30 protein-coding genes, 1 pseudogene and 1 riboswitch are annotated in these 26951 nt (G+C 71.3%); of the genes and pseudogenes, 22 read left to right on the top strand and 9 right to left on the bottom strand.

Going from position 1 to position 26951, the window contains the following annotated elements:
- Positions 1–23: 23 nt before the first annotated feature.
- The 15 genes from WH85_RS27435 (at position 24) to WH85_RS27365 (ending at position 15139) form a co-directional block, all read left to right on the top strand.
- Complete coding sequence (locus WH85_RS27435; protein WP_063775551.1) at positions 24–1043, top strand: WxL protein peptidoglycan domain-containing protein; 1020 nt, start codon at positions 24–26, stop codon at positions 1041–1043.
- Positions 1040–2575 (top strand): TIGR03773 family transporter-associated surface protein, encoded by a 1536-nt coding sequence (locus tag WH85_RS27430; RefSeq protein WP_052720840.1) that lies wholly within the window; start codon positions 1040–1042, stop codon positions 2573–2575. The genes WH85_RS27435 and WH85_RS27430 overlap by 4 nt, the downstream gene beginning before the upstream one ends.
- A gap of 69 nt (positions 2576–2644) precedes the next feature.
- Positions 2645–3301, top strand: coding sequence for a choice-of-anchor M domain-containing protein (locus WH85_RS27425; protein ID WP_045744902.1), 657 nt, complete (start codon positions 2645–2647; stop codon positions 3299–3301).
- Positions 3298–3936 carry a choice-of-anchor M domain-containing protein gene (locus WH85_RS27420; protein ID WP_045744901.1) on the top strand — a complete coding sequence of 213 codons (639 nt, stop codon included), beginning with the start codon at positions 3298–3300 and terminating at the stop codon, positions 3934–3936. Before WH85_RS27425 ends, WH85_RS27420 begins: the two co-directional genes overlap by 4 nt.
- A gap of 68 nt (positions 3937–4004) precedes the next feature.
- Positions 4005–5528 (top strand): anchored repeat ABC transporter, substrate-binding protein, encoded by a 1524-nt coding sequence (locus tag WH85_RS27415; protein WP_045744900.1) that lies wholly within the window; start codon positions 4005–4007, stop codon positions 5526–5528.
- Positions 5525–6412 carry a choice-of-anchor M domain-containing protein gene (locus WH85_RS27410; RefSeq protein WP_425394667.1) on the top strand — a complete coding sequence of 296 codons (888 nt, stop codon included), beginning with the start codon at positions 5525–5527 and terminating at the stop codon, positions 6410–6412. Before WH85_RS27415 ends, WH85_RS27410 begins: the two co-directional genes overlap by 4 nt.
- Positions 6409–7146: an anchored repeat-type ABC transporter ATP-binding subunit gene (locus tag WH85_RS27405; protein ID WP_045744898.1), complete on the top strand. Its 738-nt coding sequence runs from the start codon at positions 6409–6411 to the stop codon at positions 7144–7146. Before WH85_RS27410 ends, WH85_RS27405 begins: the two co-directional genes overlap by 4 nt.
- Before the next feature lies 1 nt (position 7147).
- Complete coding sequence (locus WH85_RS27400; RefSeq protein ID WP_045744897.1) at positions 7148–7996, top strand: anchored repeat-type ABC transporter permease subunit; 849 nt, start codon at positions 7148–7150, stop codon at positions 7994–7996.
- Between the two features lie 79 nt (positions 7997–8075).
- Positions 8076–8807, top strand: a complete 732-nt coding sequence (locus tag WH85_RS27395) for a phosphotransferase (protein ID WP_245674118.1) — start codon at positions 8076–8078, stop codon at positions 8805–8807.
- Between the two features lie 5 nt (positions 8808–8812).
- Positions 8813–9604: a GNAT family N-acetyltransferase gene (locus WH85_RS27390; protein ID WP_045744895.1), complete on the top strand. Its 792-nt coding sequence runs from the start codon at positions 8813–8815 to the stop codon at positions 9602–9604.
- Positions 9605–9729: 125 nt separating this feature from the next.
- Entirely contained in the window at positions 9730–10215 is a 486-nt protein-coding gene (locus WH85_RS27385; protein WP_052720839.1) for a hypothetical protein, read from the top strand.
- Positions 10216–10454: 239 nt separating this feature from the next.
- Positions 10455–12008, top strand: coding sequence for a tetratricopeptide repeat protein (locus WH85_RS27380; protein ID WP_045744894.1), 1554 nt, complete (start codon positions 10455–10457; stop codon positions 12006–12008).
- Positions 12009–12398: 390 nt separating this feature from the next.
- The gene (locus WH85_RS27375) at positions 12399–13034 is read left to right on the top strand and encodes a hypothetical protein (protein ID WP_045744893.1); all 636 of its coding nucleotides are present in this window, start codon (positions 12399–12401) and stop codon (positions 13032–13034) included.
- 302 nt (positions 13035–13336) lie between these two features.
- Positions 13337–13795, top strand: a complete 459-nt coding sequence (locus WH85_RS27370) for a hypothetical protein (protein WP_157411236.1) — start codon at positions 13337–13339, stop codon at positions 13793–13795.
- A gap of 690 nt (positions 13796–14485) precedes the next feature.
- Positions 14486–15139 (top strand): dihydrofolate reductase family protein, encoded by a 654-nt coding sequence (locus tag WH85_RS27365; protein ID WP_245674117.1) that lies wholly within the window; start codon positions 14486–14488, stop codon positions 15137–15139.
- Positions 15140–15206: 67 nt separating this feature from the next.
- On the opposite strand, the gene WH85_RS27360 is transcribed toward WH85_RS27365, so the two are convergent.
- Together WH85_RS27360 and WH85_RS27355 are read right to left on the bottom strand one after the other, a co-directional pair.
- Entirely contained in the window at positions 15207–15713 is a 507-nt protein-coding gene (locus WH85_RS27360) for a GNAT family N-acetyltransferase (protein ID WP_045744890.1), read from the bottom strand.
- Positions 15714–15996: 283 nt separating this feature from the next.
- Complete coding sequence (locus WH85_RS27355) at positions 15997–16620, bottom strand: GNAT family N-acetyltransferase (RefSeq protein WP_045744889.1); 624 nt, start codon at positions 16618–16620, stop codon at positions 15997–15999.
- Positions 16621–16631: 11 nt separating this feature from the next.
- Positions 16632–16741, bottom strand: a riboswitch (SAM riboswitch).
- Positions 16742–16872: 131 nt separating this feature from the next.
- Here WH85_RS27355 and WH85_RS27350 point away from each other — a divergent pair.
- Positions 16873–17676: an alpha/beta fold hydrolase gene (locus WH85_RS27350; RefSeq protein ID WP_157411235.1), complete on the top strand. Its 804-nt coding sequence runs from the start codon at positions 16873–16875 to the stop codon at positions 17674–17676.
- Here WH85_RS27350 and WH85_RS27345 read toward each other — a convergent pair.
- From WH85_RS27345 to WH85_RS27330, 4 genes are all read right to left on the bottom strand, one after another.
- Positions 17646–18308, bottom strand: coding sequence for a hypothetical protein (locus WH85_RS27345; protein WP_045744887.1), 663 nt, complete (start codon positions 18306–18308; stop codon positions 17646–17648). The two genes, WH85_RS27350 and WH85_RS27345, sit on opposite strands and share 31 nt — an antisense overlap.
- Before the next feature lie 112 nt (positions 18309–18420).
- On the bottom strand, positions 18421–18879 hold the full coding sequence (locus WH85_RS27340; RefSeq protein ID WP_045744886.1) for a hypothetical protein: 459 nt from the start codon (positions 18877–18879) through the stop codon (positions 18421–18423).
- A gap of 76 nt (positions 18880–18955) precedes the next feature.
- Positions 18956–19702: a phosphotransferase family protein gene (locus tag WH85_RS27335; RefSeq protein WP_045744885.1), complete on the bottom strand. Its 747-nt coding sequence runs from the start codon at positions 19700–19702 to the stop codon at positions 18956–18958.
- Positions 19703–19741: 39 nt separating this feature from the next.
- The gene (locus WH85_RS27330; protein ID WP_045744884.1) at positions 19742–20467 is read right to left on the bottom strand and encodes a hypothetical protein; all 726 of its coding nucleotides are present in this window, start codon (positions 20465–20467) and stop codon (positions 19742–19744) included.
- Positions 20468–20547: 80 nt separating this feature from the next.
- Between WH85_RS27330 and WH85_RS27325 the strand changes: the two genes are divergently transcribed.
- The 5 genes and pseudogenes from WH85_RS27325 (at position 20548) to WH85_RS27310 (ending at position 24669) form a co-directional block, all read left to right on the top strand.
- Positions 20548–21495, top strand: a complete 948-nt coding sequence (locus WH85_RS27325) for a hypothetical protein (protein WP_052720838.1) — start codon at positions 20548–20550, stop codon at positions 21493–21495.
- An 88-nt stretch (positions 21496–21583) separates the two neighbouring features.
- Complete coding sequence (locus tag WH85_RS27320) at positions 21584–22789, top strand: pyridoxal phosphate-dependent aminotransferase (protein ID WP_045744883.1); 1206 nt, start codon at positions 21584–21586, stop codon at positions 22787–22789.
- A 50-nt stretch (positions 22790–22839) separates the two neighbouring features.
- Positions 22840–22947: pseudogene (locus tag WH85_RS54190) on the top strand (IS982 family transposase); the annotation flags it as partial.
- 41 nt (positions 22948–22988) lie between these two features.
- The gene (locus tag WH85_RS27315) at positions 22989–24017 is read left to right on the top strand and encodes an aldo/keto reductase family protein (protein ID WP_045744882.1); all 1029 of its coding nucleotides are present in this window, start codon (positions 22989–22991) and stop codon (positions 24015–24017) included.
- 178 nt (positions 24018–24195) lie between these two features.
- Positions 24196–24669, top strand: a complete 474-nt coding sequence (locus tag WH85_RS27310; RefSeq protein WP_045744881.1) for a DUF2267 domain-containing protein — start codon at positions 24196–24198, stop codon at positions 24667–24669.
- Positions 24670–24675: 6 nt separating this feature from the next.
- On the opposite strand, the gene WH85_RS27305 is transcribed toward WH85_RS27310, so the two are convergent.
- The 3 genes from WH85_RS27305 to WH85_RS27295 all read right to left on the bottom strand — a co-directional run bounded on the left by WH85_RS27305 (position 24676) and on the right by WH85_RS27295 (position 26015).
- On the bottom strand, positions 24676–24888 hold the full coding sequence (locus WH85_RS27305) for a hypothetical protein (protein ID WP_245674116.1): 213 nt from the start codon (positions 24886–24888) through the stop codon (positions 24676–24678).
- Positions 24889–24928: 40 nt separating this feature from the next.
- Positions 24929–25237, bottom strand: a complete 309-nt coding sequence (locus WH85_RS27300; protein ID WP_045744879.1) for an STAS domain-containing protein — start codon at positions 25235–25237, stop codon at positions 24929–24931.
- A 61-nt stretch (positions 25238–25298) separates the two neighbouring features.
- A complete protein-coding gene (locus WH85_RS27295) occupies positions 25299–26015 on the bottom strand; it encodes a TetR/AcrR family transcriptional regulator (protein ID WP_045744878.1) in 717 nt (238 codons plus the stop codon).
- Positions 26016–26103: 88 nt separating this feature from the next.
- Here WH85_RS27295 and WH85_RS27290 point away from each other — a divergent pair, with 88 nt between their 5' ends.
- Positions 26104–26949, top strand: a complete 846-nt coding sequence (locus WH85_RS27290) for an NmrA family NAD(P)-binding protein (protein WP_045744877.1) — start codon at positions 26104–26106, stop codon at positions 26947–26949.
- Positions 26950–26951 lie beyond the last annotated feature (2 nt).

The raw sequence follows: 26951 nt of genomic DNA, 5'->3' as shown, positions 1-26951 counted from the left end.
CCTCCCGATCGAAGAGACCTCTTGTGCGTACGCTCGCGCTGCTGCTCGCCGCCACCCTGACCGTTCCGGCAGCTCCCGTGAATCCCACTCTCACCTGGTCCGTGGCGCCGTCGGGCGCACAGGGCCCGGACGGCCGGACGGCCCTGGAGTACACCGTCGACCCGGGCGCCCACCTGACCGACCACGTCACCGTGACCAACCATTCCGAGAAGCCCTTGACGGTACGGCTGTACGCCAGTGACGCCTACACCACGGCCGGCGGTGGTTACGACCTGCTGCCGGCCGGCAGTGCACCGGTCGACGCCGGATCCTGGGTGACGCCCGCCCGGGACGCGATCACCCTGAAGGCCGGGTCCCGGACGGTCGTCCCGATCGCCATCGTCGTCCCGTCGAACGCCACACCCGGCGACCATTCCGGCGGTGTGGTCGCCTCGCTGGTCACCACCACCACCGCGGACGGGGTGGCCGTCGACCACCGGGTCGGCACCCGGGTCCATTTTCGCGTGACCGGCGACCTGCGCCCCGAGCTGACCGTCCGCGACCTGCGGGTGCGCGCGGACGTCCCGTGGAACCCGTTGCGCCTGCCGACGGTGACCGCCGCGTTCACCGTCGCCAACACCGGCAACCAGCGCCTGACCGCACAGCCGACCCTGACCGTCGGTGGCGGACGGTCCACGGGCGAGGCGCTGCCGGAGTTGCTGCCCGGCAGCGGACTGCGCGCCTCGGTGACCGCCCACCACGTGCTGCCCCTGATGCGCGTCGCCGTCACGGCCGGCGTCGAGCCGCACGGCGTCGAGCAGGTGACCGCGATCTGGCTGGTCCCGTGGCCGCAAATGGTCCTGGCCGGCCTGCTCGTGCTGCTGGTCGTCGCGGTGGTCCGGCGTCGCCGCCGTAACCGTCGCCGCTATGCCGCAGCCATCGCCGCGGCCGAGAAACGTGGCCGGGAGTCGTCCGTCGGCGGTGCTGCCGGGGAGGAGCGCGGCGGTGTGCCGTCCGCCGATGTCAGTGAGGCCGCCGATGTCAGTAGAGAGGGAGACCGATGAGACGTTCCGCGTTCGCCGCGGCGATCGCCGTCACCGCGACGGTTGCGATGCCCGATGTCGCGTTCGCCGCCCCGAACAGGCCGGACCGGCCCAGTGCCGAGGGCGCCGACCTGATCGTCGTCACGAAGAAGGGCGACGATCTGTCCCTGCGGTTCCGGGAGGATCGCGCAGCCGGTGGAGGTGAGGATCGCGCGGCCGGTGCGGGCGTCGATCCCGGCGGCATCGTGCTCGGCCCCGAGGGCGGGCTGTCGGCGGCACTGCCCGACGATCCGGCGTTCGCCTTCCTCGGCGAGCCCGGAAGACCGGTGTGGTCGCTGGCGGCCGGTGGGCCACGGTTCCCGGCCATCGACACCACCGGCGTCAGCGGGGGTGACGTCACGCTGCGGCTGGTGAAGGCCGACGGCCCGGGGAAGGTCGCGATCTACACGCTGTCGGAGTGGGGCCGTCCCACGGTTCTGCTCGACAGCGACGGCCGGACGAGCGTCACGATTCCGGCCGGGCGACGGCTCGGGGGAGTGGCCTGGACGTTCGACACCGCCGGAACCCACGAGCTGACCTTCGCGGCCGCCGCGGGCGGGGAGCAGGTCACGCAGACGTACACCGTGGAGGTCCCGCCCCTGGTGGTGGCCCCCGCATCGGCCGGGACCGCGGTGGGCCGGGCCCAGGCCGCGACGACAGGCCAGGGCGCGACGACCAATAAAGCGGCGACCAGTAAGGCGGCGACCGGTAAGGCTGCGATCGGTAAGGCGGCGACCAGCACGACGGCGACCGGTAAGACAGTGATCAGTGACGGTCACGTCGACATGGGACCGCAGCTCGACGGCAGCACCTGGCGGGTCCGGCTGAAGGACGACGCGACCACGCCGGCCACCTGGCGGGAACTCGCCGACGTCACCCTCAAGGTCACCGACAAGGCGAAGATCAAAATCCCGGCCGGTGACGGGTACGCGTTCCTCGGCGCGACCGGCGACCCGGTCTGGTTGCTCCCGCAGACGCAGCAGGACGGGATCGTCTGGCCCGGTTGGAACACCCAGGACAGCTCGGTGATCGCAGGCGTCAGCGGTGCGGTGACCTGGACGCTGGAGGGCGTCACCGGCCCCGGGGCGTTCAAGCTGTTCCTGACCAGCTCGTTCGGTACTCCGGATGTGTTGTTCGACTCGGCGAGGGCGCTGCCGCAGAGGCTGGCGATCCCGCTGAACACGCACGCGCACGGCAACTGGGCGTTCACGAGGGCCGGCACCTACCGGCTGGCGGTCCGGATGAGCGGCACCACCAAGGCGGGCAGGGCCGTGTCCGACACCCGCACGCTCACGATCGCGGTCGGCGACGGCACCGCGGTCGATGACGATGCGCAGCCCGGTCCCGGGGCCACGGCGCAGCCCGGTTCCACGGCCACGGCGCAGCCCGGCCAGGGCGGTGCCCTCGCGAAGACCGGCGCGAACGTCGCCCTGGTCGCCGCCGGTGGTCTCGCCTCCGTTGCGCTGGGTGCAGTGACGATCTTCATGACGCGTCGCCGCAAGCCTTCCCAGTGAAGATGAAAACCATTATCGTTAACGCGGTTCGTCCGATGGGGACGACCGCAACATCGAAGGAGTCCGTCCGTGCGTAATTCCCTCCGACTGCTGGCCGGCAGCGGTTTCCTCGCCGCCTCCCTGGCCGGGGTCGCCGGTCCCGCGCAGGCCCACCCCGCCGTGCCGCCGACGGTGCTCAGTTCCGGCCACGTCGACGCCGTCGACGTCGAGTACGAGGACGGCCAGCTCGAACTGGCCGTCCACGACGAGGAGTCCGACGCCGAGTTCGCCCCGTCCGAGGTGGTGCTGCTCGTCAAGAAAGCCGCCCAGACCGCCGTCCCGGACGACGCGAACTACGCGTTCCTCGGCGACCCCGGTGACAGCGTCTGGATCCTCCCGGAGATCCAGAACCCGGACCTGCTCTGGGCCGGCCTGTCCACCGAGGAGTTGGAGGCCGGCGTCTTCGCCGGTGACCAGGTCAGCATCGACGTCCAGAACGTGCGGGGCCCCGGCGACGTGGCCGTCTTCACCTCGGACGCGGTCGGCACCCCGAACGTGCTGGTCGACAGCGGTGACGGCCTGCCGGACACGGTCGCCCTCGGCGCAGGCTCGCACGAGCACGTCAACTGGGCGTTCGAGCGTCCCGGCACGTACAAGCTGACCGTCAGCGCCTCGGCCACCCTCGCCGGCAGCGGCGAGACGGTCACGTCCGAGCCGGCCACGTACACCTTCAAGGTCCAGAAGTGAGGCGGGCACTCGCCGCCCTCACCGCGATCACGGTCGTCGGACTGATCCCGGCACCCGCGAACGCCGCCACGGTCACGCTCAGCGCCGGTCACGTCGACATCCTCGACATCGACTACGCGAACAGCGCCCTGACCCTGGACGTCCTGGACGGCACCGGCGCCACCGACGTCGACCGGCCCGCCTCCGACGTGATCCTCCAGGTCCCGGCCACCGCCAAGGTCACCGTCCCCAGCGGTACGGCCTGGTCGTTCCTCGGCACCGCCGGCGACACCGTGTGGGTGCTGCCGCAGACCCAGCAGGCCGGACTGCTCTACGCCGGCTGGAACACCCTGGGCGTCCCGTCCGGTGCGGTCCAGTCCGACTCGGTCAACGTGCGGCTCACCGGCGTCACCGGGCCGGGACGGTTCAGCACCTACACCACCGGATCGTTCGGCACCCCGTCAAAGTCGTTCGACTCCGGTGACGGGCTGCCCGACACGCTCACCGTGGCCCGCAACAGTCACGCCCACGCCAACTGGGCCTTCAGCGCGGCGGGCACCTACACCGTCACGTTCGAGGTCACCGCCCAGCTGGCCACGACCGGGGCCACCGTCACGAGCGGCCCCACCGCGTACACCTTCACCGTCCTGAACTGACGAAGCGTGGGTCCGCCTCACCCTAATTGAGGCGGACCCACCACCCCAGCGTAGAGAACGGAACTCCCATGTGGCACCGCCCGGCCCGGGTCTGTGCGGCGGCCGTCCTGGCGGTCCTGCTCAGCGCCTGCGCCGCCCCGCCCGCCTTCACCGGCGACGACGACCGGATCCAGGTGATCACGACGACCGGCATCCTCGCCGACCTGGTCCGCAACGTCGGCGGCGACCGGGTCCTGGCCGACGCGCTGATCCCGGACAACGCCGACCCGCACGCCTACGAGCCGTCGTTGCGCGACGTACGCAACACCGTCTACGCCGACCTGGCGTTCAGCAACTACCTGCTGCTCGAACCGCAAGCCGTGATCAAGGCGCTGGACGCGAACCTGCGCGACGGCGTCCCGAACATCTCCCTCGCCGAGGGCGCCACCAAGTACGCCGCGGAGATCATCCCGCTGGTCGAGGACACCTCCCTCGACACCATCTGGCTCGGCCTGCGCGCCCGCGGCACCGGCGCCGCCCGCGGCGTGACCCGGCTGTCCGAAGTGCGGCTGACGGCCACCGCCGTCGACGGGCCGGGCACGCTCACCGCGTACCTGACCCAGTCGTTCGGGCAGCCCGACGTCACCTTCGACGCGAACGGCGGCACCGCGATCCTGCCGCCCGACGCGCACACCCACATGAGCTGGGCGTTCTCCGAGCCCGGCGTCTACCGGCTGACGCTGCGCGCGGAACTGGCCGTCACCGACGACACCGCCCCCGTCCCGCTCGGCGAACAGACGTTCACCTTCGCCGTCGGGGTGGATCCGCATTCGGTGCCCGGTGCGACCGTGCTCGGCCGGGGACACGCCGACCTGACCGTCGACATCGACTCCGGCGAGCTCTACCTCTACGCCGATCCGGAAGGCGGCGGGGACCACACGCAACAACGGTACGACGCCGGTCGTACCGTCATCGAGGTCCCGGCCAAAGCGTTGCAGGAGATTCCCGCCGGTCCCGGATTCCGGTTCCTCGGCCGTCCCGGGCAGCAGATCCACCAATTGCCGCAGGCCGTTCTCGGCCGGCACGTGCACGGTGAGATCGACCCGCATCTGTGGCAGGACGTCGGCAACGCCCAGGCCTACACCGAACTGATCCGCGACACGCTGATCGGCGTGGACCCGCCCGGCGCCGCCGAATACCGCGCCAACGCCGACCGCTATCTGCGGGAACTCAGCGCGCTCGACACCTATCTCACCGACAGCATCGCCGCCATTCCGGTCGCGAACCGCCACCTGGTGACCACCCACGACGCCTTCGGCTATCTGGCACACGCCTACGGCATTCCGGTCGCCGGTTTCGTCACCCCGAACCCGGCGGTCGAACCCAGCCTCGCCGACCGCCGCAAACTCACCGGAACGCTGCGGAACCTGAAGATCAAAGCGGTCTTCCTGGAACCCAACCTGCGCGCCCGCTCGTCGACGCTCGTCGAGGTCGCGGCGGAACAGGGCGTCGCGGTCTGCGACATCTACGGCGACGCCTTCGACGCCACCGTCCACACCTACGTCGCGATGATGCGCTTCAACGCCGACTCCCTCAGGACATGCCTCTCATGACACGAATCCTCGCCGTCCTCGCGGCCGTCCTGCTCATCGGCTCGCCGGCCTCGGCCGACCCGGGCGACGGGCTGTCCCAGAGTCTCGACCCGAGCCAGTCCGTGGCGACCGGCCCGGCGGTCCTGGAAGCCGGGCATGCCGACATCGGGCCACGCTATCGCGACGGCGCATGGTCGGTGCAGATCCACGACGACGCGCATTCCCCGGCGGTCTGGCGCCATCCCGAGGAGGCGATCTTCCGGGTACGCGACACCGCACGCCAGCAGATCCCGGCCGACGACGCGTACGCGTTTCTGGGCGAGGCACCGGGCAGCGAGGTCTACGTGGTCCCGCAGACCCAGCAGGACGACGTCGTGTGGATCGGCTGGAACACCCAGGACCCCGGGGTGATGTCCGCGATCGACCGGGGCGTGACGATGACCCTGCGATGTGTGCAGGGACCGGGCAGCCTCACCGTCTACCTGCAGTCGGGCAACCTCGGCGCGCCGCAGGTCCTGTGGGCCTCGGCCAAGCCGCAGGCACAGAGCATCTGGGCCGAGACGAACACGCACACCCACGCCAACTGGGTGTTCAGCAAGCCCGGCGCCTACCTGGTCGCCGTGGACGTCACCGCGGACCTGGCGGACGGCGGCACCGTCGCGGCGAGCACGATCCTGCGGTTCGCGATCGGCGACACCACCGATCCGGCCGCGGTACGCGCCCTGTCCTACTCCGGCGATCTGTCGCCGGGAGCGACACCGGCGGCGGCTCCGGCCACCACGGAAGCGACCACCGGTTCTCTCGTCGTCGCCGGTGCCGCGGCCGTCGCGGTGCTCGCCCTCATCGTCCTGCTCGTCGCCCGCGGCGCGGCCGCCCGGCGGCGTGCCGAACGGGACCGGTCATGAACCCGGACGTGCTGACCCTGACCGGGGTGACCGTGCGGCTCGGCGGCCGGACCGCCCTCGAGGACGCCACCGTGTCGGTACGGCGCGGCGCGTTCACCGGGCTCGTCGGGCCGAACGGCGCCGGCAAGACCACCCTGCTGCGGGCCGCGCTCGGCCTCGTCCCGCTCACCGCCGGATCGGTGACGCTGTCCGGCGGCGGCGCGGGATACGTCCCGCAACGGCACGAGTTCGCCTGGGACTTCCCGGCGTCGGTGCAGGACGCCGTGATGAGTGGACTGGTCCGCCGGATCGGCCTGTTCCGGCGCCCCGGCGTGCGGCACTGGACGGCCGTGTGGGACGCGCTGGACCGGGTACGCCTCGGTGACCTGCGGAAACGTCCGGTCGGTGAATTGTCCGGCGGACAGCGTCAACGGGTCCTGGTCGCGCGGGCCCTGGTGGTGGACCCCGCGGTGCTGCTCCTCGACGAGCCGTTCACCGGACTCGACATGCCGTCCCAGGAACTGCTCACCGGGCTGTTCACCGCCCTGGCCCGGGAACGATCGGTCCTCATGGCCACCCACGATCTGAGCGCCGCGGCGTACACCTGCGATCGTTTGATCCTGATGAATCGCACCGTCGTGGGCGAAGGGCCGTTCGCGGACCTGAAAGACCCCGGCATCTGGATGCGGACGTTCCAGGTCGGCGCGGACAGCCACCTGCTCAAGACGCTCGGCCTCACCGCCGTGGAGGCCTGACATGACACCCGTCGACTTCCTCGCCGACCTGGTCAACCCGGACCTGGCGTTCCTGCCCAAAGCCCTGGCCGTCGCGGTCATGGCAGCGATCATGTGCGGGGCGGTGGGCTGCTACGTGGTGCTGCGCGGCATGGCGTTCATCGGCGACGCGGTCGCCCACGCGGTCTTCCCCGGCCTGGCCGTCGCATTCCTGCTCTCCGGCAGCCTGGTGGTCGGCGGCACGATCGCCGGCGTCGTCACGGCGCTACTGGTGGCGGTCTTCTCGCAGAACCGGCGGCTCAAGGAGGACTCCGTCATCGGGGTGTTCTTCGTGGCGGCGTTCGCGCTGGGCATCGTGGTGATCTCCCGGGCGCCCGGGTACGCCGGATCCCTGCAACAGTTCCTGTTCGGCTCGATCACCGGCATCCCGGACCGGGACCTGTACGTGGTCGGCGGCACCGGACTCGCGCTGCTGCTCGTGATCGTGCTCCTGCACAAGGAGTTCGTCGCCGTCAGCCTGGACCGGGAGACGGCCCGCGCGCTCGGGCTGCGGGTGTTCCAGCTCGACCTGGTGCTGTACGTGCTGGTCACCCTTGCGGTGGTGATGGCGGTGCAGACGATCGGCAACATCCTGGTGCTCGCGCTGCTGGTGACACCGGCCTCCACGGCCCGGCTGCTCACCGACCGGCTACCGGCCATGATGCTGCTCGCCCCGGCGATCGGCGCCGGATCCGCCCTGGTCGGGCTCTATCTCTCGTGGTCCTGGGACCTGCCGGTCGGCGGCACGATCGTGCTGGTCCTGACCGCGGTGTTCCTGACGGCGTACCTGTTCGCACCCCGGCACGGTGTCGTCATGCGGACTCTCGAATGAGGTGTGTCCGCCGCCCCGACGGCGGTATGAAGGCGGGGTGAGCGAAGAGACGCTACCGGGCGGCAACACTGTCGGAGCTGTGCGGATCGGGGACGTCGTCCACAAGGAGGCCTCACCGTGGACGCCCACCGTGCACGCGCTGCTGCGGCACCTGGAGGACGCCGGTTTCGAGGGTGCGCCACGACCACTCGGGTTCGACCGGCAGGGCCGGGAGATGCTGAGCTACCTGCCCGGCGAGGTGATCGGCGACCGGCTGCCGTGGCCCGGCTGGGCCTTCACCGACGACATGCTGGTGCAGGTCGGGCAGTGGCTGCGCCGGCTGCACGACGTGACCGCGCAGTTCCGGCCACCGGCGCGGGAACAATGGTTCGCCGGGGCGGCGTGGAAACCCGGCATGATCGTCGGCCACCAGGACGCGGCGCCCTACAACGCGGTGGTGGACGACGGCCGGCTGGTCGGCTTCTTCGACTGGGACACGGCGGGCCCGTCCACCCGTGAGTTCGACCTGGCGTTCACCGCCCTGTCGTGGGTGCCGCTCTACACCCCACCGGCGGCCGCGGTCCTCGGCTTCCACGAGCCCGGCGACCGGTCCCGGCGGCTGCACCTGCTGCTCGACGCGTACGGATACTCCGGTGACCGGCCGGCCCTCAGCGCCGTGCTGATCCGGCGGGCCCGGCGGCAGGCCGCGGTGATGCGCAGCATGGCCGACGCGGGTGATCCGGCCGCCATCGCGCTGCTGCCGGTCGCCGACAACCTGGAACGCTCCGCCGCCGACCTGGAAGCCCTGCCGGCCGCCTTCTGGCACCGGTGACCCGGATGTCCACGGTCGACACCGCCGGCCTGCTGGCCGCCTACGACGCGCGGATGCGGATGCCGTCGGGCGCGGCACCGCCGGGGCTGGTCTACGAGCGGGACGGTCCGCTGCTGCGCATCGTCGGCGGGCCGGTGGGGCGGATCCGGGCGCCACGCGACGTCGGCGTCACCGGCGCCGCCCTGGACCGCCTCATCATCCGCCAACGCGACTACTTCCGCGACCGCGGCGAAGGCGTCGAGTGGAAACTGCGCTCCCATGACCTGCCCGCCGACCTGCCCGGACGGCTGACCGCGGCCGGTGCCGTCGCGGCCGGGCCGTCGGCTGTGCTCCTCGGGTACGCCGACGAGGTGGCCACCGTGCCGGTGCTGCCCGACGGGGTGACGCTGCGGCGCGTCACCGGCGACGACGACCTGCGCCGCGTCGCCGACCACCAGACCCGGGTGTGGGGATTCGACTGCTCGTGGGTCGCGGCGGATCTGAGCGCCCGGATCGCGTCCGCACCCGGCCAGGTGACCGTCCTGGTCGCGGAGGTCGACGGTCACCTGGTCTGTACGGCCTGGTCGGTGTACGAGCCGGGCACCGAGTTCGTCGCCCTGCTCGGCGGCACGACCGTGCCGCGGTGGCGGGGGCGTGGCCTCTACCGCGCGCTGCTCGCGGCCCGGGCCCGCGAGGCCGCCGACCGCGGATTCCCGCTGCTGCACGTGGACGCGTCGCCGGACAGCGCGCCGATCCTGCGGCGGTGCGGCTTCCACGAGATCACCACGTCCACCCATTACGAGTGGGCCGTGCACTGAGCCCTGCCTGCCCCGGTGCGCCCAGGGTGTTCCCGGTCCATGGCGGCTGTTCCGCCGCCGGTGGAGCGTGCACGTGATCCAGCGGCCGGGACTGCGGCCTGGGCGACCGTGGAAAGCTGGGTGTCGTGAGCAACGCGGCGAGAGGCGACGTCGTCAGCGCTTTGAGGAGACTGGCGCAAAGCGCGGACTACCAGGACAGGGCCGATGCGGGCCGTGCCCTTGCCGGTTTCGCTGAAAGGCCGGAGGCGTGGGATCCCCTGCAGGCGTTGTTGCTCGACGCCGACAACACCTTCGTCACCCGTGTGACCGCTGAGGCCCTGCTACGGCGACACGACGCCGTCGGCCTTGCGGCAGTGGCATCAGCGCTTGCCGGGGCGGACTTCAATCACATGTCGTGGATCCATACCGCGGTCTACGACGTGTTCGGCATTTTCGCCAGGGAAAGAGATGCTGCGCTCCGTATCACCGAGACGCTGGTTCGTGATCATGGCAGGCATCTTGAACATGGAGCCGATCAGCTACGGGAGGCACTGGCGAAAATCAACCCCGTTCTTCATCCGGTCGACGAAGCAGGATCGGATGAAGCCGGATCGGACGAAGCCGGAAGCTGAATGGAGAAGCGGCGCGCCCCGACGTCGTCGCCGTGCGGCTGCAGCCGGTGCCGACCGCGATGACGCCGAGACGTGCCTGCGGATCGAGCGGGCCGCCCCTCCCTCCAGTGACAGGCGGACGACAGAACCGGCCGGTAGAAGAACGTAGAATCCGGTCGATGCGTCACGGTCTGTCCGGCGGGGGGATGCACATGACCGACGGCTCCGGCTCAGCACGGCGAGGCCGTCGTGAAGGGCTGATGGACGACAGTCAGCCGGCCCATCGGCTCGTGTTCGCGACCAGCCTGCGGGACCTGCGGCGGGAGTGCGGCCAGCCGCCGTACCGGGTGCTCAGCCCGCTCGCGCACTGTGGGACCGGCCCCCTCTCCGAAGCGGCGAGCGGCCGCCGGCTGCCGTCGTGGGAGACCACCCGGGGATACGTGACCGGGTGTCTGCGCCACGCGGGCCGGGACGCCGAGATTGATCTTCTCCTGCCCCGGTGGCGTCAAGCGTGGGAGGAGGCGACAACCCGGGAACGCGCCGGGACCGCCGATCCGCCGCGGGCGCCCGCTGTCGTGCCGGCCCGGGCGCCCTGGCCACGCCGGACGGCGGCTCTCCTCGTCACGGTCGTCCTGACCGCGATGACGGCTGCCGCGGGCGTGACGCCGGCACTGCCCGCCCCGATGACGGGCCTCTACAACATCCTGGTGGCGCCGTTCGGGTCGGCGCCGGCGGTGCAGCTCGCGTTCGTCCGCAACCTGCGGGCCTGGGCGGCCGGCGACACCGCCATCGAGACCCGGGGCCCGGCCGGCGTCAGACCGGGCGACCTGGGCCGGCTCGCCGCGGACCATCACGCCGACGTCGCGGTGACCGGCCGGCTGCACACCGCCGGCGACCGGGCGACGCTGTCCATCACCCTGGTGCTCACCGACCGGGTCTTCAGCGAGACACCGGAGTTCGTCGGTCGCCACGAGTTCCGCCTCGACGAGCCGGCGGACGTGGTGCGCGGCAACATCGAGGTGAGCCGGAACCTCGCCGACGACGCGCTGAGCTACGTCAAGGCCGTGGTGGCCTTCGTCCGCGGGCTCGGACGGTACGCCCTGGACGACTATCCCGGCGCCGAGCGGGAGTTCCGCAGCGCCGACCGCGACCTGACCCGGGTCACCGCCCCGTCCGAGGTGGTGCAGTTGATGCTCGGCAACGCCGTCGGGCGCGACAGCCGGTTCGCCGAGGCGGCAACCGCGTTTCGGCGTGCCCTGCAACGCCGGCCGGACTACGTCCGTGCCGCCGTCGGTCTCGCCGAGGCGCTGCGGGCCGGCGCCGGATGCGCCGGCGACGACCCTCGCGGCGACGACCTGCGGGAGGCGATCGGGCACTACCGGGCGGCCCTGCCGGTCGCCGGTGACGCCCTGCTGGAGATGAAGGCCCGCCTCGGACTCGGGCTGACCCACCAGTGCCTGGCCATCGCCGGCGACCGGGCCCACTGGACGGAGGCGGACGTCGAGTTCACCGCCGTGCAGGGGGTGCAGCAGGCCGCGGGCCTCACCGCGGAGGCCGGACGCCAGGCGTTACGGCTGGCCGCGGAGGCACGGGCCGGACAGGCGCTGACCGCCCACCTGACCGGGGAGCCGGTGGTGGCGGCCCGGGCCTACCGGGAGGCGATCACGATGCTGGACCGGATGGGCGTGGACCGGCCGACGATCCGGCAGCGCGAGCTGATCTTCCTGCGGAACCTGCGTGCGGTGTACGCGGGGATGGGCGCCGCCGCGGAACTCCAGGATGTGGACGCGCGCATCCGGGTGGCAGGGGGTTGAGTCGTGCGCCGGTACCGGGTGGTCGTGGTGGTGTCAGCGGTGGCCGCGGCCGTCCTGGTCGCTGTCGCCGTGGTGTGGTTGCCGCGAGGGAAGCCGGTTGCGGTCGCCCTTCCCCGGGTCACGCCGGGCACATTCAGCTCCTCTTCTGTCCCGTTTTTGGTTCCGTCGCCCGTTGTCGAATCGCCGTCGGCCCGATTCACGCCAGTTGTCCCCAGCAGCTCTTCCAGGGCCGGTCGCCCGCCGGTCCGGCCCTCCTCGTCACGGTTGCCCTCCTCGTCACGGTCGCCTTCCTCGTCACGGTCGCCTTCCTCGCCGGACCCTGTTCCGCCCGCCCCGGACGATGCCTCCCTCGACGAGCTGCTGACCCGTGACGGTGCGGCCCCCGACGGCGTGGCCGACCAGGTCAACTTCTTCCTGGGCGGCGGCCCCGACTGCGAGGAGAACACCACGACCGTCCCCGCCGTGCGTACCGCAGAGGTGGTGGAAATTCCCAGCTTTGCCGGCTTCTGCGTGGAAGGGTTCGACCACCGGCGCGACCTCACGGTGACAGTCACCGGTCCCGGGCCGTCCCGCACGGCACGCACCGACTGGGACACCCTGATGGCCGTGCGCTGGCCGATCCTGCCCGGAAACCCGACCGGCCGGCACCGGGTCCGCATCACCCAGGGCTCCCGCTCCGCCTCCGCGACTTTCACGGTCGTCCGAGCCACCGCTCCCCGTCTGTGGATCAACCCCCGTGTGGCCTACGCGGGTGACACGGTCGACGTCTACCTCGGCGGGTTCCCCGCGGAAACCTCAGCCGACCTGCATCTGTACGCGACGAGCAGCCTGAACTATCGCGCCACCACGACCGTGCCGGTGGACCACCACGGCGAGGCCCACCTGGTGCTGCGAACATCCCGGTCAACCACCCCTGACGCGTACGCGATGAACAGCCCCCTGATCTACATCCCGCCGCCGGACTTCGAACCGGGCGAGTTCGGCGGCCCCGAGAACTCGGTCCTCTGGCTGTACGGCCCACGATGATTTCGGCGGCTGTGGCGGCACAGTGTGTGCCGCCACAGCCGCGGGCGCCGGGACCAGCGATGACGCCAGGCGCCTCGCTCTCCCCGTTGTCCCGCCACCCTCGAATGCAGGTTGCCAACCGTGGCCGGGGGAGAGGAAGAGCCGCCTACAACGCCGAACAACTGATCGACGTCCGTGCAGGTCAATCATTTGTTCGGGCCGGCACGCCGAACAAATGCGGTCACCTTCTTCACGTCTGGCGGACACCTTCCCGTCGGTTCGCCCCGGTACAACTTGAAGAGTCAACGAACGGGAGGGGCCGGATGTACCTGTCGGACGGGGCGCGACGTGCGCGCCGAGTGGCCTGGCTCGCGGCCGCCGTGGTCTGGGCCGGCCTGTTGCTGCTGCCGTGGTGGCCGATGGACTTCGGCGACCCGTACTTCATGCAGTATCGCCTCGATGCGATCGAACGCTACCGGGAGTACGGCGACGACTGGTGGGACGTGGTTCCCTACGGCTATTACCAGGCGGGATATCTGCTTCACATGGCGGCCGTGGTCGCGATGCCGTTGCTGGTGGCGCGGCGTGGCTGGCATTGGCCGGCCGGCATCGTGGTGCTGCTGGCCAGCGTGTGGGAGTTCATCGCGGTGGTGCCGTACAGCCTGATCAATACGACAGTGGTCCCGTACCTGCCGATGGTTGCCGGAGCGGCGCTGATGGCATCGTGGTTGATCGTCCGCAACGGCGTCCAGGACAGCGTCATGGCTCCGGCGAGGGGCTGACCGCACCCGGTTTTCGCGGCGTCGCCCCGTCCCGGTGCCGTCCCGTCCCGTCCCGGTGCCGTCCCGTCCCGGCGTCGCCCCGTCCCGGCGCCGTCCCGTCCCGCTGGCGGGCCGACGCCGGCTGCTCGCCGCCGGGTAGGTGAGTCGCGATTGATCAACACCGTGTCGTGGGTGACGAGCCGGCCTGCGAGCTACCCCGCAAGGCGGTCAGTCGTCGCCCTATGGCTGCCGGGCGGAGCTGAGCGTGGCGGGCCGTCGCCCATGGCACTGCCCGCCACGCTCGGCCGACCACCGATGACGGCTCGGAATCGCCAGCCGTCGTTTGCGGTCGTTTTCGGCTCACGAATGGACCACGGCTGACGGCTGAGTCGGGCGAGCCGTCGACCACGGCTGCCCGCAGGGCGAAACGCAGCCGCCGGCGACGGCCCGGGGGTTGCCGGCCGTCGGTCATGGTCGTCTTCGGCTCATCGACGGGCCGTGGCCGACGGCCGGGCATTCCGGGCGTCTTCGACCTGGCGCTGTTCACGTTCGGGTCGTCTGGTCCGCCGCCGATGACGGCCTCCGCACTACCGCGGTCTTGGCCGACGTGCGGAGTGTGCCAGGGTGAGGAGACCCGGATCGGTTCGCCGCCGAGCGATGAGTTCTGACGCCGTCGGGGGTCTGAAATCCGGAGGCCGATGGCGGCACGACGTGAAGTCGCGGTTCGGTGTCCGGCTTTTCGAACTCGTGACGAAAGATTGTGGAATGACGGTTATCGCCAGCTTCTGCATGTCGCTGGACGGCTTTGTGGCTCGTCCGGACAACAGTGTGGGCCCCCTGTTCGACTGGTATTCCCGTGGTGATGTCGAGGTGCCGATGGCCGGCTACCCGATCACTTTCCGGGTCTCCGCGGCCAGCGCGGACTACCTGCGCGCCCAGATCGACCTGGCCCGGATCAGTGCCTTCGTGTGCGGCCGCCGGGTCTTCGACCACACGGGCGGGTGGGGTGGCAACCCGCCCGGCAACGGCCGCGCGTTCGTGGTGACCCACCGCGAACCTCCCGCGGACTGGCCGGCTGAGCGGCTCGCACCGTTCACTTTCGTCCCCGACGGTGTCGAGAGCGCGATCAACCAGGCCAAGGCTGCCGGAGACGGCAACGTCAGCGTGTCCGGCCCCGCGGTCGCCCAGCAGTGCCTCAACGCCGGGCTGTTGGACGAGATCCGCATCGACCTGGTGCCGGTGTTCCTCGGCGAGGGGATCCCTTACTTCGCGAACATCGACAACGACGGCGCCGAACTCGAACGCGTCGAGGTCGTCGAAGGTGACGGCGTCACACACCTGCGGTATCGCGTGCATTACCGCTGACCGGGGACCCTGGTGATGAACGGTTTCGTGACCGGCCGCCCCTACCCGACCGCCCTACCCGACCGCCCTACCCGGCCGGCCTTGCCTGAGGCGGTTGGGCCAGGCGCAGCAGGTCGTCGCCCTCGGCGCGGTACATCAGCTTCGACGGCATGTGCAGGTCGCCCAGGCGGCGATAGAAGCGGCGCGCCTCGACGTTGTCGGCGTCGGTCGACCATTCCATGCGGCTGCAGCCGGTGCCGACCGCTATGGCGCCCAGCCGGGCCATCAGGGCGGTGCCGACGCCGTGTCTGCGGAACGGCTCGCGGACGTACAACTCCTTCAGGAACAGCGACTTGGTGATGCCGGCGGCCGGCCACAGGAAGCTGTAACTGGCGAAGCCGCGGACCACGCCGTCACCGTCGGCGGCCAGCAGCACCCGGGCGGCGGGTCCGTCGCTGAACAGCAGGGAGGCGATCTGGCGTTCCCACTCGTCGCGGGGTGGGAGTTCGTCGGCGCCGTAGAAGCGTTCCACCTCGGCCAGCAGTGCGGCCACGGCCGGGAGGTCGTCGGCGGTCGCATGCCGGTAGCGGTTCACCGAAGATCTCGAGGCAGATCAAGAGCAGTCCATGATGGTACGAGACGCCGACGCGTACCGTGGCTGCGGCGCGGGGACGGGAGTTGCCGGTCGGGTTCCACAGCTTCCAGGATGGCCGCCGGATGCGGTGACGGGCCGCCGCCGGGCCGGTCGACACCGATCGTGGCGCCACCGGGGGACAGTGGCTCGGCCGGGTGTGCGGGCAGCACCGTGCGTGCGGGCAGCACCGCCGGGCGTGCGGGCACCAGCACCGGGTGTGTCCTCCGGCCGCCCACCTGCCGGGTCAACACGACACGAGGTGGGCTGCCAGACGGTGACGCAGATGGGCGCGGCAGGTCGGCCACTCCGCCGCGATGATCGAGAACATCGCGGAGTCGCGGAGCAGGCCCTCCTCGCCCGGCGCCCACGAGCGGGACCAGCGCCGCAGGACGCCCTCGAAGGTGGCGCCGGTCGCGGCCAGGGCGGCCCGGGCCCGGGCGTTACGGGCGTCCGTCTTCAGGTCGACGCGTTGCACGTTCCACTGTTCGAAGGCGTTCGTGAACAGCAGCAGTTTGGCCTCGGCGTTGATGCCGGTGCCCTGCGCGGAGGCGGACAGCCAGGTGAAGCCGACCTCGACGGCGACCAGGTCGCCGGTGTCCGGCTGGTAGCGCGGATCCCAGTAGGCGGTGGCACCGACGGCCCGGCCGGTCGCCGCGGAGATCTGCGCGTACGGGGCGAGCCGCCCGGTCGCGGCGCGTCCGAGTTGTTCGTCGATGTAGGCGTACACCTGGGCGGGGGTGGGCACCCAGGTCCACCCGTAGGAGTCGCGGTTCTCGGCGACGGCGGCCCGCAGGTCGGGGGCGTGCCGGTGGGCGAGCGGTTCGAGGCGGACGAGGGCGCCGTCGAGGGCAGGGCCGGGCAGGATCACGCGAACTCCAGGGTCGTCGCTTGTCCGGCGGGGCTGCCGGACCTGGTCATCACCCGGAGCACCCACCCACGACAGGGGTTGCCGGCCAGCAAGCCGGGGCTTGACGCTGGCACTCGTGACCCGCCAGACCCTACCGGACGGGGATGGGGCGTGTTCAGCGCGTACACCCGAACGAGATTTTAATGATTCGGTCTGATATTTCGGGCAATGGCCGGAAATAAGGTCGGCATCGAGTACGCCTACGCTGGCACCGTGTTCGCTTATGAAACAGGTTCGGGTACGCCGCTGGTGCTGCTGCACGGATTCGGCCTGGACCATCGCAGCCTGCTGCCGCTGGAGCCGACGTTCACGGGTTCGGGGTGGCGGCGCGTCTACCTCGACCTGCCCGGCGCGACCGGAACCCCGGCAGGGGATGTGACCAGCTCGCAGCAGGTCGCCGACGCGGTCGTGGACGAGATCCGCGCGCGTCTCGGCGACGAGCCGTTCGCCGTGCTGGGCTGCTCGTTCGGCGCGATGATCGCCCGCCACGTCGCGCACGAGCTCCGCCCGCAGGTCCTCGGGCTCGCCACCCTGGTCGGCGTCTTCGTCGCCCGGCGCAGCGAACGGACCCTGCCACCCCGGACGGTGCTGCGAACCGATCCGGAGATCGAACCGCTGCTCGGTGCGTCCATCGGCCTCTACCGGGAGGACGCCGTGGTGGAGTCCACGGACGACGCGGAGACGTTCCTGAAGTACCTGCTGCCGGGCATCGACGGCGCCGACCAGGAGGCGCTGGCACGGATCGCGCACGACTACACCCTGGACCGGGAACCCGAGGACGCCCACCCCGAGCCTTTCACGCAGCCGGCCCTGCACGTCACCGGCCGGCAGGACGACGTGGTCGGTTACGCCGACGCGTGGCGCCGCGTCGAGCACTATCCGCGGGCGTCGTTCGCGACCCTGGACGCCGCCGGTCACAACCTCGTCTCCGAACAGGGCGGCCTGTGCTCGGCCCTGATCGCCGACTGGCTGCGCCGCATGAGGGGTCACGTCTCGAGCAGCTGCCGGACGACGTAGCCGCCGACGGAGGCCGCGGCTACCAGGAACGACACGCCCACCGCGGTGGTGGCCGCGCGCCGGGCCCGTTTGCCGAGCCAGGCGGCCATGACCAGCCCACCGCCGAACGGCAGCCCGAACTTCAGGAGAAGCTCGCCCGCCATGGTGAGCGCCTCCAGAGCGCCGAGGCCGATCGACACTGCCATGACGGCCAGGCCGCCGACCAGCAACCGGGCGCGGAGAGGGCGCCAGGCTTGCCACCCCCGCCGCGGTTCCCGCCAGAGCAGGGCGAGGGCCACACACGTGGCGACGGTGCCGACCAGAGCGAGGATGGCCGACTGCGCCACCCAGTCCGCCATCTCGGTCTGGGTCGGGGTGATGGCGTCCGCGCCGGCGGCGTTGAACACGTCGCGGATGCCCACCGTGCCGTGTCCGGCCAGGTGCGCGGCGCACACCGTGACCGCCGCCGCCGTGGGCCGTCGCAAGCCGGGGAACAGCGCCACCGTCAGGCCGCCGCCGATCAGGCCCAGAACACCGAGCCAGAGTACGGACGACCAGTACGGCTCGGGAGCCAGGAACAGGACGGCGGCGGCCGGTACCGCGCAGAGCACGAGCACGGCTCCCGCCACGGTGGTCGTGACACGACGTTGCATGCCATCCCCAACGCGTCACCTCGTGACGGGTGTCGTCCGGTCCCCGAGGATGGCATCGTCCCTTTCGGGTAGTTCGGGAACGGCCAGCTGCGGATGGCACGGTCCCGAAACGTCAGCGGGACGAGGCCGCCAAAACCTGGGTGGCGCGGTCGGCCACGGTCGCGTCGACGACCAGGTCGTAGTGGTCCGGGCGGAGCCGGCCCGGCACACCGGCGGGGCGGCGGCCCAGCGCCATGCCGTACCCGATCAGGCCGATCGCAGCACCCGAGGCGGTGCCGGTGGCGGCGGCGGCCAGGGCGATCCGGGTGTCGTCGTCGTGGTTCGGCACCACCAGCTCGAAGGAGGTCAGCAGGTGCCCGACCAGGATGCCGACGAGCAGCCCGAGCAGTCCGCCCCGCACGGCCGGCCGGCGGGCGGTGACGGCGGGCGCCTCGTGGCTGCCGCAGGCGACGATGGTGGCGCTGTCCTGCGGGATGCCGCCCTCGGTGAGCCGGGCGGACGCCCGCGCGGCGGTGGAGAAGTCGGCCGCGGTGGCGACGACGCGGCGCGGGCCGTCGGTGTCGTGGTTCATGAGCACTCCTTCCGGCTGCCTGAGTGTCCATTCGTACCCGGATTCGCGGCCATCGCCATCGGGAGCAGCGGAAACGTCATGTGAGTGACATATTGTGACGGAGCACGTCGAATTCGCAGCCGGGCGCGTCCGGGTCGAAGCCGTGTTCGATCAGCCAGCGCGACGCGGTCAGGCTGCGCAGGGCCCACCAGGCGCGGATCACCTCCCGGTCGGCGCCGGGGCCGTACCCGGCGAGCAGGTCGTCCAGGCGTTCCTCGTGGCCGAGGGTGAGGATGGCGAGGTCGAACATGGCGTCGCCGGGGGCCGCCTCGGACCAGTCGATGACCCCGGTGACCTGGTCGCCGTCGACGAACACGTGGGTGATCTGCAGGTCGCCGTGGACGAACACCGGCTGCCACGGCCGGAGCGCGGCCTCGGCGATCGCCCGGTTGTGCCGGATCACCTCGGTGGGCAGCACGGCGTTGGCGAGCAGCCACGCGCATTCGGTGTCGAGTTCCGCCGCCACGTCGTCGAGCCGGGTGCCCGGCCAGGGCGGCAGGGGCGCGTCGTGCAGTGTGCGGACGGCGGCGCCCGTGGCGGCCCACGCCGCCGGTGAGGCGGGGGACGGTTCGCCGAGGACGCCGAGCGCGGTGCCGGGGACGGCGGCGACGGCGAGTACGGGTGGCTGGTGCCAGAGGACCGGCGGGGTCGGGATCGGCGCCATGGCCATCGCGCGGACCTCGACGGCGGCGTGCGCCGGATCGCCGTCGACCTTCAGGAACACGTCGCCGACGCGCAGCGTGGCCCGTTGCCGGTGGGCGACGACGACTTCCACCTCGTCCATACCGCCATGATGGCCGGGCCGTCCGCCGGCCGCACGCCGTTATCGGCGGTGCCAGGAGCGCAGAGCGGTGGCCGCGTCCTCGGGGGAGAGGTCACCCTGTGCGACGTGGAGGTTCTGCAGGAACCGGATCGCGGCGCCGACCTCACGCCCGGGCGGGATGCCGAGGATCCGCATGACGTCCGCCCCGGTGAGGGGCACCGGAACGCCGGGCAGCCGGCTGTACACGGCGCGTTCGGCTGCCACGCGTTCGGCAGCAGCCCGTTCGGCAGCCCGTTCGGCCTCCCGCGCCGTGTTCCAGTCGTCCCACGTCGCGTACTGCCGGGCCTCCAGAGAGTACGGCCGCCAGTCCTCGTGCTCGCGTTCGTCGCCGAACCCCACCTCGTCGAACAGGTCGAGATGGCCGGATTCCACGACGACACCGAGCCGGGCCAGCACGGCGTTGACCGGCCACTCGTGCCGGGGACCGGTGAAGTCCCGGGCGTATGACGGACCCCAGATCCGCCGTCCGTCGCGCCACAGCGACGCGGTCTGGTCCCCGTCGCCCCCGGAGAAGTCCACCTCGACCTGACCGATCAGCACGGCGTGCGACCACTCGGCCATCGCCTCTTCCGGGTACGCCCCGCGGCTCTGCGACACCAGCCAGGAGGGGAACGGGACGAAGCCCATCCGCTGCCGGAGCGGGACGACCGACGGCCGGACCTCGTCCGGGACGACGCTCCGGAGCAGGTCGAACGGGCCTACTGCCGCATTCAGGCGATAGGACATCGGGCCTCCACGGGTACGCGTTCGCGACGACCGTTCTGACCGGCGTGCATGTCGCGGTGTACGGCTGGAACACTTGCGCGATGATCACGACGATAGCGGCGGGTCTCCTGTTGTCGGCACTGGCGTCGCCGGACTCCGTCTGCGGGGTCGGCGACGACCGGTTGCGGGAGATGTCCGGGCTGGTCACGATCGCCGACGGCTATGTGACGGTCAACGACAGCACGACCAAGAACAAGCGCCGGGACATCTTCTTCCTGGACGCCGACTGCGCGGTGGAGCGGACGGTGGCGTACCCGTCGAAGCCGGTCGACACCGAGGACCTGGCGGTGGCGCCGGACGGCACCCTGTGGGTGGCTGACATCGGCGACAACGACGCGGCCCGCGCGACCGTCGGGCTGTGGCGGCTGGCACCGGGCGCCGAGGAGCCGGAGCTGTTCGCGATGCGGTACCCGGACGGGGCGCACGACGCGGAGACGCTGGTGCTGAACGGCGACGGGACACCGATCATCGTCACCAAGGACAAGGCCGGGGCGCGGGTCTACACGGTGGACGGCGCGCTCGCCGACGGTCGCCTGCGGGCGGCGGGGGAGTTGTCGATTCCGGTCACGACGACGAGCAACCCGCGCGGTGCCGACGGCCGGCTCGTGCTGACCGGCGGCACGAACTCGCCGGACGGCGCCAAGGTGGCGATCCGGACCTACGCCGACGCCTTCGAGTACCCGGTGGCCAACGGTGACGTGCTGGCGGCGCTGACCACCGGCACGCCGCAGGTCACCGCGCTGCCGGACGAGCCGCAGGGCGAGTCGATCGCCTACTCGCGGGACGGGACGTACCTGCTCACGGTCTCGGAGTGGAGCGACGACAACGAGGATCCCGAGATCCTGCGGTACGCGTCGAAGCTCGCCCCGACCCCGGCGGCCGGCTCCTCGCTCCCGGTGGGCTCCTCGCTCCCGGCCGTCCCGATCGCCGGCGGCGTGATCGTTCTCGGACTGCTCGGCGGCTGGCTGCTATGGCGCCGGTTCCGCTGAGCCGGTCGGCGGGCTTTGAGAAAGTCGTTGGCCGGGGTCGCCCGACGGTTGATCATCATGACGAGAGTCGGCGAGAGGGAGCATCACCATGAGGCAGGCACGACGTCTGAAGAGCATCCGGTACGACCTTCGCGGTCCCGTCCTGCGGCGGGCGCAGGAACTCGAAGCCGTCGGGAACCGGATCATCAAGCTGAACCTGGGCAACCCGGCGCCCTGGGGGCTGAGCACTCCGGAACCGATCGTGGCGCACGTGGTGCACAACCTCGGCGCCGCGCAGGGTTACAGCGACGCGCGGGGCATCTACTCGGCCCGGGTCGCGGTGGCGCAGTACTACCAGAGTCAGGGCGCGACCGACATCCAGCCGGATGACGTGATGCTCGGCAACGGGGTCTCCGAGCTGATCACGATGGGTCTGCAGGCGCTGCTCGACAACGGTGACGAGGTCCTGGTGCCGAGCCCGGACTACCCGCTCTGGAGTGCCGCGGTGACGCTCTCCGGTGGCCGGGCCGTGCACTACCGCTGCGACGAGAGCGCCGGGTGGATGCCCGACCTGGAACACCTCGCGGCGCAGGTCACCGAGCACACCCGGGCCATGGTCATCATCAACCCGAACAACCCGACCGGTGCGGTGTACGACCGGGAGACGCTGCTCGGCATGATCGAGATCGCCCGCCGGCACGGTCTGCTGATCTTCGTCGACGAGATCTACGACAAGATCGTGTACGACGGTGCCCGCCACCACACCCTCGCCGCCCTCGCCGACGACGTCCCGATCGTCAGCCTCGGCGGACTGTCCAAGACCTACCGCGCCGCCGGATTCCGCTCCGGCTGGCTGGCGCTGAGCGGGTTCGCCGCCGGTGACAACGACTACTTCGACGGGCTGCAGCTGCTGGCCAACATGCGACTGTGCCCGAACGTCCCGGCGCAGCACGCGATCCAGACGGCCCTCGGCGGCTACCAGAGCATCGAGGCGCTGATCAAGCCCGGCGGCCGCCTCCACGAGCAGCGCGACCTGGCCTGGCGGGAGCTGACGGCGATCCCGGGTATCGACTGCGTCCGGCCCGACGGCGCGCTCTACCTGTTCCCCCGCCTCGACCCGGCGATCTACAAGATCCACGACGACGAGCAGCTGGTCTTCGACCTGCTGGAACAGCAACATGTGCTGCTCTCGCACGGCACCGGCTTCAACATCGACAAGCCGCACCACCTGCGCCTGGTGTTCCTGGCGGACCCCGAGGTGCTCAGCGAGGCCATCAGCCGTCTCGGCGTGTTCCTCGCCGGTTATCAGCAGTGACGTCCTCTCCGCCCTGAAGGAACGGAGCTTCCCCCGGTCCGATGCACGCCCTGTCCGCCCGCATCGGTCAGCGCCTCCTCGCCCTCGCCGCCGTGATCCGGCACGACACCGACATCGGCGCACCCCACCCACGATCACTCATCGCCCACGACCATTGACCGGCAACGATTCAAGACTCGATCATCTAGGATCGTCGTCCATGGATCATCGGCGCCTGGGACGCAGCGGCCTGTACGTCAGTGAGATCACCTACGGCAACTGGCTGACCCACGGCGAACTCGTCGGCAGGGAGGCGGCGCTGGCCTGCATCCGGGCCGCACTGGACGCCGGGATCTCGACGTTCGACACCGCCGACGTCTACGCGCAGGGCGCCGCCGAGGAGGTGCTCGGCGAGGCGCTGCGCCCGGTGCGCCGGTCCTCGGTGGAGATCGCGACGAAGGTGTGCCTGCCGACCGGCGACGGGCCGAACGACCGGGGACTGTCCCGCAAACATGTCATGGAGTCGTGTCACGCCTCGCTGCGGCGGCTCGGCACCGACTACGTCGACGTGTACCAGGCGCACCGCTTCGACGACCGGACTCCGCTGGACGAGACACTGATCGCCTTCGACGATCTCGTACGCCAGGGCAAGGTCCTCTATCTCGGCGTCTCCGAGTGGACCGCCCCGCAGATCCGGGAGGCGCTCGACCTCGCCGAGGGGATGGGGTTGCGCAGCCGGATCGTCGCGAACCAGCCGCAGTACAACATGCTGTGGCGGGTCATCGAACCGGAGGTGCTGCCGCTGTGCCGGGAGGCGGGCATCGGCCAGGTGGTGTTCCAGCCGCTCGCCCAGGGGGTGCTGACCGGTAAGTACCTGCCCGGCCGGCCGCCGCCGCAGGGGTCGCGGGCCGCCGGCGCCGGCCGGGCGCCGCGGTTCATCGGCCGGGTGCTCGGCGACGAACTCCTCGACCGGGTGCGGCTGCTCCGGCCGATCGCCGACGACGCCGGGCTGTCCATGGCCCAGCTCGCGATCGCCTGGACGCTGCGGCAGGACGGCGTCACCTCGGCGATCATCGGGGCGACCCGCCCGGAGCAGGTCACCGAGAACGCCGCCGCGTCCGGTGTCCGCCTCACCGACGACGCGCTCGCCGCGATCGACGAGGTGCTCGGTGACCTGGTGGACCGTGATCCCGCCAAGACCGCCCGGATGATGTCGGTGAAGGCGTCCTGGAGCCGCGGCGACAAGTAGGACACCGCCGGTCAGCGTCCGCGTCCCGGCCGGGACGCGGCGAGAGCAGCACCAGCAGGGAGGCCCCGCCGACCGGGATCCGGGATCAGCGCGCGCTGGTGACGTCCGCCTCATTGCGGTTTGGGCCCTTAATGCCGGGGAACTGCCGGGTCCTTGTCAGGTTTGGGAAGGATCCCCGGTGGATATTGATGCTCTTCTTGTCGGTGTTGAGGGCCGGGCCCGGCTCCACGGACGCCGCCACAGCCTGCGGATGGTCACCGGGGTGCTGGGTGCACTCGCCGACGTCCTTCCGGAGCGGGCGTCGGAGCTGCTCAGCCCGCACCTGCCCGCCGAGCTCCGTGCCGGGCTGTCCGGGCGGGCCCGGGTCGAGACCCCGGCGTCCTGCCGCGCTTTTCTCGACCGGGTCACCGCGATCCTGTACGTGGAGCAGCCGGACAACGCGTTCCTGGCCCGCGTGGTGCTGGAACACCTGAACGCGGCGCTTCCGGTGATCAGCCCGGCGGCGTTCGCCCACCTGGTCGCCGCCGATCTGCGCCCGCTGCTGCTGGCCGGGCGGCCCGCCGTGGTCCGCAACCAGCCCGCCGCCGGGGCGCTGACCGGCCGGATCCGGGTGCCCGCTCTGGTGCCGGCGCCCCGCAAGCAGCCGGCCTGACGCGGTTCAGGGTTCGGCCCGCAGGGCGAGGGTGGCGTGCACCTGGGCGAGCTGGGTGGTGGCGGTGAGCATCGCCAGGTCGGCGCCGGGAACGTACGGCTCCTCGGAGTGATCGTCCTCGTTGATGTTGGTGTGGTAGTCGACGAGGCAGATCTGGTAGAGACGTTCGGCTTCGGCGGTGAGTTCGGCGGCACGGGCGGCGTGCTCCTCGGGAGTCATGCTGATCATGGTGCCATCCCGGGCGGGGGGCTCCGGCGGCTCAGGGCTGCGCCAGGATGTCCAGCATGCCCACGATCTCGAGGACCCGCCGGACGACCGGTTGCGGGTCGACGGCGCGGAACCGGATCCCGTGCTGGGCGGCCACGCCGAATCCCTCGTCGAGGACGGCGATGCCCGACGAGTCGCAGAACGTCACGCCCGCGAGGTCCACGGCGATCTCGGTGACCCCGGGGGTGTCGAGGGCTTGCCGGACGGCCCGCTGCACGTCGTCCGCGGTCGCCATGTCGATCTCGCCCGACACGCGTATCCGGACGGTGCCGCCGGCGACGGGATCAGTAGTGACGATCATCGGGGGACCACAACCTCACGGTCTTCAACTCTGAACATCTGTTCGAGAGCTGACAATAGTGTCACCCGGCGGCGGAGTCCGTGATCCGGTCCAGCCAGTCGGCGAGCAGGGCGATCTCCGCCGGGCTGAGGACCGTGACGTCGGGGAGCGCGGCCCGCATCGTGACGGCCGCGGTGGCCGGACCGGACGGTCCGGCCGGCTGTGCGTCCAGCAGGATCGTGCCGCAGACCGCCTCCCAGGCAAGCTCGGCGAGGGTTTCGTCGCGCTGGTCCTCGGGCTGGTCGATGAGGGCGAACACGACTCCGGTGCCGGCCGCGTGGATCAGGTCGACGGCGCGCTGCTCGGGTACCCGTAGGCGGCCGGCCCGGGCGACGCGCCGCACCCGCTGCCGCAGCACGGACGTGCCGGCGTCCACGGTGGCCTGCCCGGCCGGGGTGCGCCGGGTCGTGTGCATGAGCCGGAACAGGGCCGGGTTGGCCAGGCCGAACCCGACGTGCAGGTCCCAGCCGGCGCGCAGGTCCGTGACCGGTTCACCGCCGGCGTCGACGACGGGCTTCTGCGCGACGTAGCTCGCGAAGCCGTGCTCGGCGACCGCCTCGAGCAGCCCGTTCTTGTCCCCGAAGAGACGGTAGATCGACGGCGCCTGGACGCCGGCCGCGAGCGCGACCGAGCGGGTGGTCACCGCCTCGGGGCCTTCGGTGGCGAGCAGATGCGCGGCGACGTCGACCAGCCGGGAGCGTACGAGATCACGGGCCGGCGGTGCGGTGGGCTCCTTCACGTTTCCAACGTTAGCGGCTCCTTGCTATCGCTGAGTTTCCAGTGTTAGCGTTTTGTTGATATCAGCGATAACAACCAGGGAGTGCCGCATGATCGTCATCACCGGAGCCACCGGCGCCCTGAACGGCGCCACCGTCGACCGCCTCCTCGACCTCGTCCCCGCCACGGACGTCGCCGTCGTCGCCCGCGACGTGACGAAGGCCCGGCGGTTCGCCGACCTGGGCGTGACCGTGCGCCACGGCGACTACGCCGACCCGGCCTCGCTCCCCGGCGCGTTCGACGGCGCCGACCAACTGCTGCTCGTGTCGTCGAGCGACCCGGGCGCCGACGCCGTGGCCCTGCACCGCACCGCGATCGACGCGGCCGTCGCCGCCGGGGCCGGCCGGATCCTCTACACCAGCCACCAGAACGCGGTCCTCGACACACCCTTCAAGCCCGGGCGCGACCACGCCGCCACCGAACGGCTGCTCGCCGAGTCCGGCCTGCCCTGGACGTCCCTGCGCAACGGGTTCTACCTGCACAGCCTCGCCTGGCTGGCCGGACCATGGCGGGAGACCGGCGTGATCAGCGTGCCCGGCGACGGCCCGGTGTCGTGGACCTCCCGCGACGACGCCGCCGCGGCCGCCGCCCAGATTCTGGCCTCGAACGGCAAGTACGACGGCCCCACCACGATCACCGCGACCAGCGCCCCGACGTTCGCGGAGATCGCCGGGATCGCGTCCGAGGTCACCGGCCGAACGATCACCCTCGACATCCGGGACGAGCAGGACTGGCTCGCCGCCCAGATCGCCGGCGGCACCCAGGAGTTCATGGCGCGCTTCGTCCTCGGCTTCTACCAGGCGGCCCGGCGTGGCGACTTCGCCGGTACGGACCCGCTGCTCGGCACACTCCTCGACGGTGAGCCGGCCACGGTCCGCGACTTCCTCAGCCGCTGACG

The sequence above is a fragment of the Actinoplanes rectilineatus genome (assembly GCF_000962825.1).
GTDB lineage: Bacteria > Actinomycetota > Actinomycetes > Mycobacteriales > Micromonosporaceae > Actinoplanes > Actinoplanes rectilineatus.
This window is presented reverse-complemented; position numbering and strand designations above follow the sequence as displayed.